This window comes from Adlercreutzia sp. ZJ176 (genome assembly GCF_011038975.1).
Classification (GTDB): Bacteria; Actinomycetota; Coriobacteriia; order Coriobacteriales; family Eggerthellaceae; genus CAAEEV01.
Genome location: NZ_JAAKEC010000031.1, coordinates 1 through 13,134 on the forward strand (window position 1 = coordinate 1; position 13,134 = coordinate 13,134).

At 68.8% G+C, this 13,134-nt stretch carries 11 protein-coding genes; 8 read left to right on the forward strand and 3 right to left on the reverse strand.

Features of this window, described 5'->3' with window-relative positions; all coding sequences use genetic code 11:
- Positions 1 to 615 precede the first annotated feature (615 nt).
- Together G7Y50_RS11535 and G7Y50_RS11540 are read right to left on the reverse strand one after the other, a co-directional pair.
- Positions 616 to 1,950 (reverse strand): cation:proton antiporter, encoded by a 1,335-nt coding sequence (locus G7Y50_RS11535; protein ID WP_165056731.1) that lies wholly within the window; start codon positions 1,948 to 1,950, stop codon positions 616 to 618.
- A complete protein-coding gene (locus G7Y50_RS11540; RefSeq protein ID WP_165056732.1) occupies positions 1,940 to 2,863 on the reverse strand; it encodes a patatin family protein in 924 nt (307 codons plus the stop codon). Before G7Y50_RS11540 ends, G7Y50_RS11535 begins: the two co-directional genes overlap by 11 nt.
- A gap of 372 nt (positions 2,864 to 3,235) precedes the next feature.
- Here G7Y50_RS11540 and trxA point away from each other — a divergent pair, with 372 nt between their 5' ends.
- The 8 genes from trxA (at position 3,236) to G7Y50_RS11580 (ending at position 11,724) form a co-directional block, all read left to right on the forward strand.
- Positions 3,236 to 3,544 (forward strand): thioredoxin, encoded by a 309-nt coding sequence (gene trxA / locus G7Y50_RS11545; protein ID WP_165056733.1) that lies wholly within the window; start codon positions 3,236 to 3,238, stop codon positions 3,542 to 3,544.
- Positions 3,545 to 3,630: 86 nt separating this feature from the next.
- The gene (gene trxB, locus G7Y50_RS11550) at positions 3,631 to 4,578 is read left to right on the forward strand and encodes a thioredoxin-disulfide reductase (RefSeq protein WP_206214855.1); all 948 of its coding nucleotides are present in this window, start codon (positions 3,631 to 3,633) and stop codon (positions 4,576 to 4,578) included.
- A gap of 260 nt (positions 4,579 to 4,838) precedes the next feature.
- Positions 4,839 to 5,915, forward strand: a complete 1,077-nt coding sequence (gene prfA / locus G7Y50_RS11555; RefSeq protein ID WP_206214856.1) for a peptide chain release factor 1 — start codon at positions 4,839 to 4,841, stop codon at positions 5,913 to 5,915.
- A gap of 269 nt (positions 5,916 to 6,184) precedes the next feature.
- A complete protein-coding gene (locus tag G7Y50_RS11560) occupies positions 6,185 to 7,303 on the forward strand; it encodes a HemK/PrmC family methyltransferase (protein ID WP_165056734.1) in 1,119 nt (372 codons plus the stop codon).
- A gap of 127 nt (positions 7,304 to 7,430) precedes the next feature.
- Entirely contained in the window at positions 7,431 to 9,077 is a 1,647-nt protein-coding gene (locus tag G7Y50_RS11565; protein ID WP_165056735.1) for a class I adenylate-forming enzyme family protein, read from the forward strand.
- A 171-nt stretch (positions 9,078 to 9,248) separates the two neighbouring features.
- Entirely contained in the window at positions 9,249 to 10,079 is an 831-nt protein-coding gene (locus G7Y50_RS11570) for a purine-nucleoside phosphorylase (protein ID WP_165056736.1), read from the forward strand.
- Between the two features lie 51 nt (positions 10,080 to 10,130).
- Complete coding sequence (locus G7Y50_RS11575) at positions 10,131 to 10,934, forward strand: MBL fold metallo-hydrolase (protein WP_241156647.1); 804 nt, start codon at positions 10,131 to 10,133, stop codon at positions 10,932 to 10,934.
- Between the two features lie 265 nt (positions 10,935 to 11,199).
- On the forward strand, positions 11,200 to 11,724 hold the full coding sequence (locus G7Y50_RS11580; protein ID WP_165056738.1) for a gamma carbonic anhydrase family protein: 525 nt from the start codon (positions 11,200 to 11,202) through the stop codon (positions 11,722 to 11,724).
- Positions 11,725 to 11,775: 51 nt separating this feature from the next.
- Here the strand turns inward: G7Y50_RS11580 and G7Y50_RS11585 are convergent, their stop codons facing one another.
- Positions 11,776 to 12,648: a papain-like cysteine protease family protein gene (locus tag G7Y50_RS11585; protein ID WP_165056739.1), complete on the reverse strand. Its 873-nt coding sequence runs from the start codon at positions 12,646 to 12,648 to the stop codon at positions 11,776 to 11,778.
- Between the last annotated feature and the right edge of the window lie 486 nt (positions 12,649 to 13,134).

Sequence of the window (13,134 nt, forward strand, 5' to 3'; positions counted from 1 at the left end):
CAGGCCCAGGCCGCCTCCGCGCTCGGCGTCGCGAGCGCCAGGATAAGCGAGCTCGAGAGGTGCGTGCGCGTCGACGGGCCGCTGCTCCGGAGGTACCTCGAGTGGCTCGGCGCGATGTCCCCCGAGGAACGGCGGAAAACACCGGAATCGGGCCTTGACAGCAAATAGGAGCCTCACTGATAATCGTTACGGGTCTCATCCTGAGCGAGCGAAGCGAGTCGAAGGATCTGGCCCCGAGCACGGCACGCCCGCATGCGCAACCCCCTTGCAACCAGATCCTTCGACTCCGCGCCCTGCGGGCGCTCCGCTCAGGATGACACAGAGTGGACACCTGATGCATGCGCTCCGCTCGGGATGACGCGGGAGGATGGCGCAGGTATGCGCTCCGCTCAGTGACATGAGGAACGGGGCGCCTGGCGCGAACGCCCGCTCGGTGACACAGGGGGCGAACACCCGCTCGGTGGCACAGGGTGGGGCATCCCGTCCAAACCCTCCGTCTTTTCGGTGCCGACGTTCGCGCAGCTTTTCGCGGCGCGAGCGCCCGCTCGGTGGCACAGGGCACGGACGTACGTTCGGTGGCACAGGGTGGGCGTCCCGTCCAAACTCCCCGCCTTCTCAGTGCCGACGTTCGCGCAGCCTTTCGCGGCGCCGACGCTCGCGCAGCTCCTCGCGCTGGGCGCGGGCGCGGGCGCGCTCGAGCGCGTGGTGGGCGCGCAGGATCTGCGCGGTGCGGCGCGGCTCGCTCGCGATCTCGCGCAGGGCCCCGCCGAGCTCGGCGTCAGCGGTGCGCAGGAGCAGCTGCGCGAGGAGCGGCATGATGAACACGGTGACGCCGCCGGCTGCCACCAGCACGGAAGACGTCTCGGCGCTCATGGCGCCCACGCTCGTGGCGACCGAGGTGACCGCCACGATGAGCGGGAGCGCCGTCGTGCAGTACAGCGCCACCGACAGGCGGCTGCGCGGCGTCATGTCGCGCGTCTCGCGGTCGGTGGTGATCGCCGCGAAGACGGGCACCGTGCGGACCAGCAGCAAGAGCACGATGAACTCGACGAGCAGAAGCGGGTTGGCGAACACGGCGGTTATGTCGATCTTCGCGCCCGAGACGATGAAGAACAGCGGGATGAAGAACCCGTACGCGATGGCGGAGAGCTTGCCCTCGAGCGCCTCGCTTCCCTCGGGGATCACGTAGCGGATGACGAAGCCGGCGGCGAACGACCCCAGCACGATGTCCAGGTCGAACACGGCTGAGAGCGCCGTCAGCGCGACGAGGATCATGACCACGGACCGCACGAGCATCTGCGCGTTGCTCTCGGCGTTGTGCGAGATGAAGCGCATGATGAAGCTGCCCGCTTGGCGCGCGCGGCGCGGCACCACGGCGACGGCCACGGCCACGGCGGCGAAGACTGCCAGGATGAGCACGGTCTCCCAGCGGGCGCGCGTGGAGAGCAGAAGCGCCATGGCGATGATGGGACCGAGCTCGCCCCACGTGCCGTAGGAGAGCACCGCGCTGCCCTCGCGCGTGCTCATGAGGCCGCGATCCTGCAGGATGGGGAGCAGCGTGCCGAGCGCGGTGGTGGTGAGCGCGATGGCCACGGCGATGCCGTCGGTCTCGCGTGCGCTGAACAGGGGCCACAGCGCCACCGCCGCGAACGCGATGAGGAGCGTGACGAGCCAGGTGGCCGCGCCGCGCTGCCCCTGGCGGCCCGTGATGCTCGCGGGGTTGATCTCGTAGCCGGCGAGCAGGAACAGAAACGCCAGCCCCAGCTCGGAGAGGAGCGACACGGCGTCGCTCAGCTCGACGATGCCGAGCACGTGGGGGCCGAGCAGCATGCCCGCGACCAGCAGAAGCACGGTCTCGGGGATCGACTTTCCCGGGATGAACTGGGCGATGAGCGGGCAGGCGAACGCTGCGAGCGCAATGTAGGCCAGCGTGACGAGTTCAGCAGCCAAGGTAGTGCTCCAATGCGTCCCAGCTGCGCGCGGCCGCGGCCACGCCCTGCTCGTAGAGGTCGAGCAGCTTCGCCTGGTTCTGCTCCATGCTCGACACCTCCACGGGGCGCTCGGGGCGTATCAGGAAGATCTCGCCTGACGCGTGCATGCGCTCGAGCGCGCGGTAGGTGCGGTTGTACTCGAAGTGGCGGTGCGCCACGCGCTCCACGAAGAGGGGGTAGTCGGCGTAGCGCTGGCGGATGAGCGGCAGCAGCTTGTTGAGCCCCTTGCGGTAGGAGGCGTCCTGCGTGCACACCACGATGTGCTTGGGTGCGCCCATGATCTGCGAGCGCACGATGGGGACGCTGTCGCAGCTGCCGCCGTCGAGGAGCTTCTTGCCGTCTACCTCCACGATCTCGCTCACGAGCGGCATGGAAGCCGACGCGATCACGTAGGGGAGGTCGGCGCGCGCGTCGGCCATGAGGTGGTAGTCGGCCTCGCCGAGCTCGAGGTCGCTCGAGACGGCCGTGAGCGTCATGGGGGAGCGGTCGAACGCCTCGTAGGGGAAGGGGTCGTACACGTTGGGGATGAGGTCGAAGCTCATCTCGCGCCCGAAGGCGTTGCCCGTGCGCACGTAGCTCTTGAGCGAGAGGTAGCGCCAGTCGGTGCAGTACTTGAGATTCACGTAGGCGCCGCGCCCGCGCTGCCCGGCCACGTAGTTGTAGCCCATGAGCGCGCCAGCTGACGTGCCGATGACGTTCTCGCAGAACAGCCCGCGGTCCATGAACACGTCGAGCACGCCGGTGGTGAACAGCCCCCGCATGGCGCCGCCCTCGAGCACCAGGTTGGCGCGCGTCGTGGCGTGCCCCTCGTAGGCGACGGGGAAGGTGACACCGGAGGGCTCGTAGTCGGGGTGCGAGAAGTCGGTGCTCATGGGTCTCCTTTCTCGGTTTCTGCCATTATAGCGGTGCGCGGGCGCATCGCTTCGCGCAAGGGCGAGTTTGGAGTCGAAGCGACATGGGGCGCGCCGCGCGGACGTGCGCGCCGGACGCGTTTTCCCTCTATGCGGTCGCGCTTTCGCGGCGCAAAGAGCGCCTGCGCGTGGGCGTGCGCGGGCCTGCGCGGGTGCTCACGCCGCGCCGCGCGGGCCCCTTTGGCTCCCGCGCCGCTTACGCCGTATTTCGGCCTAAAATGCCGTTTCGAAAACGAAGGGCCACCGCCGGGTACCGACAGGATAGAATGAGACCGAACTAGGACAGGACGCAGCAGCCGCAGCGTGCGGCCGATGACAAGAAGGAGTTGGATTATGAGCGAAATTGTTTCCTCTGAGAACTTCCAGGCGATGGTGCTCGAGTCTGACAAGCCCGTGCTCGTGGACTTTTTCGCGACGTGGTGCGGCCCGTGCCGCATGGTGGCGCCCGTGCTCGACGAGGTTGCCGCTGAGATGGAGGGCAAGGCGCTCGTGTACAAGGTCGACATCGACCAGAGCCCCGACATCGCCGCGCGCTACGGCGTGAACTCGGTGCCCACGCTCATCGTGTTCGAGAACGGCCAGGTGAAGAAGCAGACGGTGGGCGCCCAGCCCAAGCAGAGCCTGCTTGCGCTGCTCGCCTAAGCCAGCTTGCCCCACTGAGCCTGCGCGCCCTCGGGTTTTGCCCCGAGGGCGCTTTTGTTACCTTCGATGTGAACGAGGAGGCCGCCATGGCTGACATGCAAGACAAGGGCACCACGCGGGAGACCTTCGACCTCGCCGTGATCGGCGCGGGACCGGCAGGCATGACGTCAGCGCTCTACGCGGCCCGCGCGGGGCTTTCCTGCGCGGTGTTCGAGCGCCTCTCGCCGGGCGGGCAGCTCGCCCAGACCGAGCACTTGGAGAACTACCCCGGCTACACGCAGTCGACGAGCGGGTTCGACCTGGCCATGCAGATGTACGAGCAGGCCGCCTCGTTCGGCGCGCACTTCATCAGCGAGGAGGTCGTCTCGGTGGACTTCACCGGCGCGCCCAAGCTCATCGACACGGCGTTCGGCGCCTACGCGGCCCGCGCGGTCATCGTGGCGACGGGCGCGCGCCCGGCCAAGCTCGGGCTCGCGCGCGAGGACGAGCTCGCGGGGCATGGCGTGTCGTACTGCGCCACCTGCGACGGCAACTTCTTCCGCGGGCGCGACGTGGTGGTGGTCGGCGGCGGCAACACCGCGGCGGCTGACGCCATCTACCTCTCGCGCATCTGCGGCAAGGTGTACGTGGTGCACCGCCGCGACCGCCTGCGCGCCACGGCCATCTACCACCAGCGCCTGGCTGACCTGGAGAACGTCGAGTTCGTGTGGAACGCCGAGGTTTCCGAGATCGTGGCCCCCGCGGGCAAGGTGGAGGGTGTGCGCGTGCGCGACAAGGTGACGGGGGAGGTGCGCGACATCGAGTGCGCGGCTCTGTTCGTGGCCGTGGGCACGCGTCCCAACACCGAGTTCCTCGCCGGTGCGCTGCAGCTCGACGAGACGGGCTACGTGCGCGCCGACGAGCTGGGCGCGACGGCCACGCCGGGCGTGTACGCGGCGGGCGACGTGCGCACCAAGGCGCTGCGCCAGGTGGTCACGGCCGTGTCCGACGGCGCGAACTGCGCCGAGGCGGCCGCTGAGTTCCTGAGCGAGTAGGGGCAGGCGGCGCGCGGCGGGCGGGCGGCTCGCGTCGCGGGACTCGCCGCGGCGTGCTTGCCCGCACGCTGCGCAGGTTGAGCAGGCTGTGCGGGCCGTGCGGGTCGAGCGGACTGTGCGGTGTTCCGCGCCGTCCCGCCACCTGGTTTTGCCTCGTCGCGCGCATCTGATACACTATGAAGCTGCTGAAAAAACGGGGCCGCGGCTGACGCGCGCCCCTCCACGTCACGAAATCGAGAGTCGAAGAAGGATACGCGCCCATGCAAGGTACGGACATGCGAGAGAAGCTCGCCAAGATCATCGGGGCCTACGAGGACCTCCAGGCAAGGCTGGGCGACCCGGCCGTCCTGGCTGACCAGAAGGAGTACACGCGCCTGTCGAAGGAGTACGCGAACCAGGGCCCGCTCGTGGCGAAGGCGCGCGCGTACCTCCAGGCGTGCGAGGACATCGACGACGCGAAGGAGATGCTCGGCGACCCCGACATGAAGGAGTTCGCGCAGGAGACCATCGCCGAGGCCGAGTCGAAGCTGCCCGCGCTCGAAGAGGACATCAAGTTCATGCTGATCCCGTCCGACCCAGCTGACGAGAAGGACATCATCGTGGAGATCCGCGCGGCCGCGGGCGGCGACGAGGCGGCCATCTTCGCAGGCGACCTGCACAAGATGTACATGCGCTTCTGCGAGTCGCATCGCTGGAAGGTGGAGACGCTCGACGTGTCGCCCTCCGAGGCCGGCGGCTACAAGGAGATCCAGTTCAAGGTGAAGGGCGACAAGGTCTACTCCGTCATGAAGTTCGAGAGCGGCGTGCACCGCGTGCAGCGTGTTCCCAAGACGGAGAGCCAGGGCCGCATCCACACCTCAACGGCCACCGTGGCCGTGCTGCCCGAGGCCGACGAAGTTGAGGTGGAGATCAACGAGGGTGACCTGCGCATCGACGTGTACCGCGCGGGCGGCCCGGGCGGCCAGTGCGTCAACACCACCGACTCGGCCGTACGCATCACGCATCTGCCGACGGGCTTGGTGGTGCAGTCGCAGGACCAGAAGTCGCAGCTGCAGAACAAGATCGCGGCCATGGCCGTGCTGCGCGCGCGCCTGTACGAGAAGATGCTCGCCGAGCAGCAGGCCGCCGAGGGCGCCGAGCGCCTCGCGCAGATCGGCTCGGGCGACCGGAGCGAGAAGATCCGCACGTACAACGGCCCGCAGGACCGCGTGACCGACCATCGTATCGGCTTCAACTCCACGTACAACGGCGTGCTCCTCGGCGACAACCTCGGCGACGTGATCACCGCGCTGCAGGCCGCCGACCGCGCCCGCAAGCTGGAGAACGCGGTAGACTAAGGGGTTCCGCTTGCCCTGACGGGGCAAGCGGAACTGCTCGACGCTGCGGCTTCTTGCGGCACCTGGGCCCTGATCGGCGAAGCTGCTCAGGGCGCGCCCTCTCGGGGCGCATAGATGGTCCTCAACAGTCCACCGGACTGTTTACTGTTTGGGGCTCGGCGTGGGCGAAGCCCACTTGGCCCTGCGGCGGGGCTATCTCAGGTACCGCAAGAACCCTCGCTGACTCTGCGAACGATCCGTGACAAGGATTATTCTTCTTGACAAATAATATGACTAAATCGGAGAACAACGACGACATCTGGACCGTCAAGGCGGCCTTGGACTGGACGTGCGGATACCTTGAGCGCAAGGGTGACGAGAATCCGCGCCTCTCGGCCCAGTGGCTCCTGTCCGAGGCGTGCGGCCTGTCGCGCATCGAGCTGTACGTGAACGCCGCGCGCCCGCTCTCCTTGGACGAGCGCGCCGTGTTGCGCGGCTACGTGACGCGCCGCGGGCGGGGGGAGCCGCTGCAGTACATCACCGGCGAGGTGGGGTTCCGCCATATCACGGTGCGCGTGCGTCCCGGCGTGCTCATCCCGCGCCCCGAGACCGAGGTGCTGGTGAGCGAGGTGCTCGCCGCACTGCCCGCGCCCGCGCGTCCGCGCGCGTTCGACTCCACCATATCCGCCGCCGAGGGCGACCAGCTCGCCGCCGCGCAGGCCGCCCGCGCTCTCGGCGTCGCGGGGGAGCGTGAGGCCGCCGCGGCCGCCGAAGACGCCTTCGACGCCGAACGCGCTTCCGAGGCCGCCGCGGACTCGCTCGCAGGCCCCTTCGCCTCTGCGTCGCCGAAGCCGCAGACCAGCGGCGCAGGCGAGCTCCTCGTGGCTGACATCTGCACGGGCTCGGGCTGCATCGCCTGCTCGCTCGCCTACGAGCACGCGGGCGTGCGCGTGGTGGCCACCGACATCGCGCCCGAGGCCGTCGCCCTCGCGCGTGAGAACGCCGAGACGCTCGGGCTCTCCGATCGCGTGGAGGTGCTCCAAGGCAACCTCGGCGACGCGATCGATCCGCGCCTTAGGGGCTCCTTCGACGCGGTCGTCTCCAACCCGCCTTACGTCCCCACCGACGTGCTCGCGCAGATCCCGCGCGAGGTGGCCGCCTTCGAGCCCGCGCTCGCGCTCGACGGGGGAGTCGACGGGCTCGACCTCTTCCGCCCGCTCGCCACGTGGGCGCACGCGGCCCTGAAGCCGGGCGGCGTGTTCGCCGCCGAGCTGCACGAGGGGCACCTCGACCAGGCGGCCGAGGTGGCGCGCGCGGCGGGGTTCGCGGACGTGCGCGTCGTCTCCGACCTCGCACAGCGCCCGCGCGTCCTTGTGGCGGCCAAGCGCTCGGCGTTGGTGTATCATTAAAGGGTTTTATTTCAGGTAAACGATCGCGCGCGGGGGAGCGTCCTCGGCGGCGCGCCTGCGCCCGCGGCGCCTCACGTCGCGCGGCTGCGGGCGCCGCCACGTGCGGTCATGCGAAGGAAGAAGCACCATGCCCATCACCGAAGCGCTCATCCGCAACGCGTTTCTCCACGGAAGCGAAGTCGCCCTCACCGAGATCAACCCGGCCATCCGCGAAGAGCATGGCGTGACGTGGAGCGAGTTCGACCTCGTCGAGCCCAACCCCGCCAAGCGCTACCGCCGCGAGATCACGTGGCGCGAGTTCAACGAGCAGTCCAACCGCTTCGCGCACCTTCTGCTCGACTCCGGCATCGGGCGCGGCAACAAGGTGGCGCTCCTGCTGATGAACTGCCTCGAGTGGCTGCCGCTGTACTTCGGCGTGCTCAAGACGGGCGCCGTGGTGGTGCCGCTGAACTACCGCTACACGGCCGACGAGATCAAGTACTGCCTCGAGCTCTCCGACGCCGACGTGCTCGTGTTCGGCCCCGAGTTCACGAGCCGCATGGCCGAGATCGCCGACGCCATCCCGCGCGTGCGCGACCGGTACTTCCTCGGCGAGGTCGGGGAGTGCCCCACCTTCGCGCGCCACCTCGGCAGCCACCTCGTGCACTTCGCCGCCGAGGACCCCTGCATCGAGCTTTCTGATGATGACGAGGCCGCCATCTACTTCTCCTCGGGGACCACGGGCTTCCCGAAGGCTATCTTGCACAACCACGAGAGCCTCGTGTGCGCCGCCGAAACTGAGCAGCATCATCACGGCCAGACGCGCGACGACGTGTTTCTGTGCATCCCGCCTCTGTACCACACGGGCGCGAAGATGCACTGGTTCGGCAGCCTTCTGTCCTGCTCGCGCGCGGTGCTCCTGCGCGGCGTGCGCCCCGACTGGATCATGCGCACGGTGTCGGAGGAGGGCTGCACGGTGGTGTGGCTGCTCGTGCCGTGGGCCCAGGACATCCTCGACGCGCTCGACCGCGGCGACATCAACATGGACGAGCACCGCCTCGCGCAGTGGCGCCTCATGCACATCGGCGCCCAGCCGGTGCCGCCCTCGCTCATCAAGCGCTGGAAGGCGTACTTCCCGAACCACCTCTACGACACGAACTACGGCTTGTCCGAGTCGACCGGTCCTGGTTGCGTCCATTTGGGCGTGGAGAACATCGAGCACGTCGGCGCCATCGGCGTGCCGGGCTACCGCTGGGAGGCCGAGGTGCGCGACGCGGCCGATGAGCCCGTGAAGCCTGGGTCGGGCGAGGTCGGCGAGCTCGTGGTGCGCGGGCGCGGCCTCATGACCTGCTATTACAAAGATCCGGTGGCCACCGAGGCCGTGCTCAAGGACGGATGGCTCTACACTGGCGACATGGCCGAGATCGACGCCGACGGCTTCATCTACCTGGTCGACCGCAAGAAGGACGTCATCATCTCGGGCGGCGAGAACCTCTACCCCGTGCAGATCGAAGACTTCCTGCGCGCGCATGACGCCGTCAAGGACGTGGCCGTCATCGGCCTGCCCGACGAGCGCCTCGGCGAGATCGCCACAGCCATCATCGAGCTCAAGCCCGACCACGCGGCCACCGAGGACGACATCAACGAGTTCTGCCTCGGCCTGCCGCGCTACAAGCGCCCGCGCAAGATCATCTTCGAGGACGTGCCGCGCAACCCCACTGGCAAGATCGAGAAGCCGCTGCTGCGCGAGCGCTACGGCGCCGTGCGCCTGGTGGGCAAGGAGTCGGCGCGCTAGGGCGCGTCGGGATCGCGCTGGGAGCGAAAGCGCGACGCGGGCGCAGGTTGACGGCGCGGGCGCGCGGGTTAGCGGCGCGGGCGCGCGGCTGGCGGGAACGCGAGAAGGCGCGCGTTGGCCTGCGTCGACCCGCGCTAACTTGCGGGAGCTTGCGGAAAGGAGATGCGCCTCATGGCTGAGGGCACGTTGAAAGAGCGTTTGGCGGAGTCAAGCGAGCAGATGCGCGAGCGCATGGGCCAGCGCGCGCCGAAGGTGGGCATCATCTTGGGGTCGGGGCTCGGCCCTCTGGCCGAGCAGATCGAAGACGCGCTCTTCATCCCGTTCGGCGAGGTGCCGCACATGAAGCGTTCGACGGCCACGAGCCACGTGGGCCGCTTCGTGGTGGGCACGCTCAGCGGACGCGAGGTCATCTGCATGCAGGGGCGCCTGCACGGCTACGAGGGCAACACGGCGCAGGAGGTGGCCTACCCGGTGTGGCTCATGCACGAGCTCGGCGTGGACGCCGTCATCACCACGAACGCCGCCGGCGCCATCAACGCGCGCTATGAGGTGGGCGACTTCTGCATCATGAGCGACCACATCAACTTCACGGGGCGCAACCCCGTGGTGGGGACCGAGCCCGACGAGCTGGCCTTCCGCTTCTTCTCCATGAAGGACGCCTACGACCCTGCCTTGCGCGCGCTGGCGCACAAGGTGGCCGACGAGCTGGGCATACGCGTGCAGGAAGGCGTCTACCTGGGGCTGTTGGGCCCGAGCTTCGAGACGCCCGCCGAGATCCGCGCGTTTCGCATCTGGGGCGCCGACACGGTGGCCATGAGCGTGTGCGAGGAGGTCATCGCGGCGCGGCACGTGGGGATGCGCGTGCTCGGCATGTCGCTCGTGTCGAACATGGCGTGCGGCGTGGAGGGCGCGAGCCCCTCCGACCAGGAGGTGTTCGAGGTGGCGAAGAGCCGCGAGGCAGACTTCTGCCGCCTGGTCACCGCCATCGTGGAGCGCATGTAAAGCGCTGTTGCTGACGCGGCAGCGCATGATGGTATTCGAAAGGTGATCTTTGTGCTGTTGCTGCATGTTCTGGCGAGCGGGTCGAAGGGCAACGCGGCCATCGTGGAGGACGCCTCCACGGGGCGCGGCGTGCTCGTCGACTGCGGCATCTGCAAGCGCGACCTGTTCGCGCGCGCCGCGGCGGCGGGGTTCGACCTTGCGCGCCTCGACGCCATCCTCATCACCCACGACCATACCGATCACGTGAAGGGCCTCGGCGTGGCGACGCGGGGCTTGGCGAAGGCGCGCGCCGCCGCCGTGCCGCCCGTGTACGCGCTCGGTCCCGTGCGCATGGCGAGCGCCGAGATCACCAAGGTCGAGGACGCCTGCGACGTGCGCGACATGCGCTGCGGCGCGTCCTTCGGCATCGGCTCCATCGGCGTGTACCCCTTTCGCACCTCGCACGACGCGGCTGCCTCGTGCGGCTTTCGTTTCGAGGGCGCGGGCGGCGACGCGCTCGGGTACGTGACCGACACAGGCGTCCTCACTGACGAAGCGCGCGACGCCCTGCGCGAGGTGCGCGTGCTGGCGCTCGAGAGCAACCACGACGAGCGCATGCTGCGCGAGGGACCTTACCCGTGGGCCCTCAAGCAGCGCGTGGCCTCCGAGCGGGGGCACCTCTCCAACGCGCAGGCGGCCGACGCGCTTTCAGGCCTGCTCTCCCCGAGGCTCGAGCAGGTGGTGGGCATGCACCTGTCCGAGAACAACAACCTGCCGTCTTTGGCGGCCCGCGCGCTGGCCGGCGCGCTCGCGCAGGCCGGGCACCCGGCGCGCGTGGCCTGCGCGGCGCAGCATATGCTTGTGAGCGTGCGATAGGGCTGCGCCGCGGTGCGCCTTTCGTGAACGCGGCGGCGATGCGGGCTCCGTGCGAAAATAAACGCTAGAATTGGCAGAAATCTTCAGATATTTGTCTCCCCATGAGCCCTGATGGGTCTTTTTCGGGCGGACGCGGAAGCGCGTCTGGACAAAACCGCAGGTCAGCTTTTTCGACAAAGTCGCGAAAGCGCGCCAGGCCATCATGAAATGACAAACATCTGAAGATTTCTGCCAAAATGATCCCCAGAATCTGCAAGGAGGCTTCATGTCCGACTCGCTCTACCCCGCACCGATCATCGACCCGAGCGCCTTCGTGGCGCAAAGCGCCGTCATCGTCGGCGACGTGACCGTCGGCGCTGACGCGACGGTGCTGTTCAACGCCACGTTGCGCGGAGACTGCGGCGGGCGCGTCGTGGTGGGCGACCGCACCAACATCCAGGAGCTCGCCTGCGTGCACGTGCCGCACGGCGCCGACACCCTCATCGGCTCCGACGTGACGGTGGGCCACGGCGCGATCGTCCACGGCTGCACCATCGGCGACGGCACGCTGGTGGGTATGGGCGCGATCATCATCGACGGCGCGCGCATCGGCGAGCGCTGCCTCGTCGGCGCGGGCGCGCTCGTCACGGGCTCGGCCGACATCCCCGACGAGACGCTGGTGATCGGCTCGCCTGCGCGCGCCGTGCGCAAGCTCACGCCCGAGGAAGTCGAGGGCCTCGCTGCCTCAGCGCGCGACTACGTGCAGGTCGGACGCGACCTCACGCAGGCGGGCCTGAACAGCGCGCGGTAACGCTGGGAGCAGCTCGCAGGACGGGCGAGCGGCGGCCGTGTCTCGCAGCTCTTAGGACGCGCCCTGCGCGCTGATGGCGAACAGCGTCGCGCTTGCGCGTATGACGTCGCTGAACGTCCAGCTCTGCTGGGTGCGCACGGCGTTCGACGGGTCGGCGATGTCGAGCTCGCTGCGCGCGTTCACGCCCTCGAGCACGATGCATGCAGGCGCGGCGGCGAAGGTGGCGGGCTTGGTCACCACCACGACGGGGCGTCCGTGCCCGAGCGCCTGGCGTATGGCGGGCTCGCTCGCCTCTATCGGCGTGGCGTCGAGACCGTGCGCCGCAGCGCCGGCGACCACGAGCGCGGTGAGCGTGCTCGTATCGAGTGCGGTGAGCTCTCCATCTGAGGCGAAGGCGGCGAAGTCCGCGGGCGTGAGGGAGGCGTCGCCCGTTTGCTGGACGTAGGCCATGGCGAGGCTCGTGGGTGCCGATCCGGCCGTCTCGAGCGTGCCGAACCCGTAGGGGACCTCGGCCCACTGCGCGTCTCCCTGGAACAGGTGGGGGAGGGTCCCCTTCTTCCACTCGGCCGCCGGCGTGCTCTCGGCGGCCTTCACGTTGGCGGCGAAGTACGGCGAGCTCGGCGCGGCCGGGGCCTGGGGGAGCGCCTCGCGGAAGAGCAGCACGGCCGCCACGCACAAGAGCGCGGTGAGCGCGAACACGCCTGCAGCGCGCAGGTAGGCGCCGCGGTGCTCGTGGGCCGAGGCGAGTGGGTGCGACTCGCGCGCCGCGTGCCGCAGCGCCGAAAGCGACACAGGTGCATCACATGAGGGGCAGGTGACGGAGGGGCGCATGCGCCGCGCATGCCGCTTGAGCGGCGGGTAGGTGATGAGGCTCGATCCCGCAAGCGGGTGCTGCACGTCGCGCCGCGCGCTGCCCTTCGCCATGTGATGCTCCTTCCACGTCGGCCTTTTCGCCAGTGTAAGAAGCCGCAACCGCCCCGTCTCGCGCGCCCGCTGCCCCGTAACCCCTCAACATCCAAAGGGAAACCTCCCCGTTGCCTGCGCTCCCGTGTCGCTGACCGAAGGGCCGGCCTAGGTCATCCGCCCCTTTTCATTCCGCCCCGCGCGCCCGCTGCAAAAGTGTGAAGCGCTGGCGCGCTTGCTTTCAACGCCACGAGGTTTGGGCGCTCCCGCGCATCATGACGCGGACACACGCGCTTGCGTTCACGTCTCATGTCGTTCCGGGCAGCGGGTTGTTCCCTTATGTCATCCCAGGCAGAGCGCCAGCGTCACGTGCCCTCCCCGTGTCACTGATAATCGTTACGGGTCTCGCCCTTCCGCTTCCACCGAGCCGGAAGGGCGGTAACCTACGTTGCGGGGACGGCGCGGTGGCTCGCACTGTGTCCGACGCCCGAGGGCTGTCTCGAGGAT

Excerpts from the sequence above, each read along its gene's own strand:
- G7Y50_RS11580 (WP_165056738.1), top strand. The coding sequence starts at position 11,200 with ATGTCCGACTCGCTCTACCCCGCACCGATCATCGACCCGAGCGCCTTC.
- G7Y50_RS11570 (WP_165056736.1), top strand. The coding sequence starts at position 9,249 with ATGGCTGAGGGCACGTTGAAAGAGCGTTTGGCGGAGTCAAGCGAGCAG.
- prfA (WP_206214856.1), top strand. The coding sequence starts at position 4,839 with ATGCAAGGTACGGACATGCGAGAGAAGCTCGCCAAGATCATCGGGGCC.
- G7Y50_RS11560 (WP_165056734.1), top strand. The coding sequence starts at position 6,185 with ATGACTAAATCGGAGAACAACGACGACATCTGGACCGTCAAGGCGGCC.
- G7Y50_RS11565 (WP_165056735.1), top strand. The coding sequence starts at position 7,431 with ATGCCCATCACCGAAGCGCTCATCCGCAACGCGTTTCTCCACGGAAGC.
- trxB (WP_206214855.1), top strand. The coding sequence starts at position 3,631 with ATGGCTGACATGCAAGACAAGGGCACCACGCGGGAGACCTTCGACCTC.
- G7Y50_RS11540 (WP_165056732.1), bottom strand. The coding sequence starts at position 2,863 with ATGAGCACCGACTTCTCGCACCCCGACTACGAGCCCTCCGGTGTCACC.
- G7Y50_RS11585 (WP_165056739.1), bottom strand. The coding sequence starts at position 12,648 with ATGGCGAAGGGCAGCGCGCGGCGCGACGTGCAGCACCCGCTTGCGGGA.
- trxA (WP_165056733.1), top strand. The coding sequence starts at position 3,236 with ATGAGCGAAATTGTTTCCTCTGAGAACTTCCAGGCGATGGTGCTCGAG.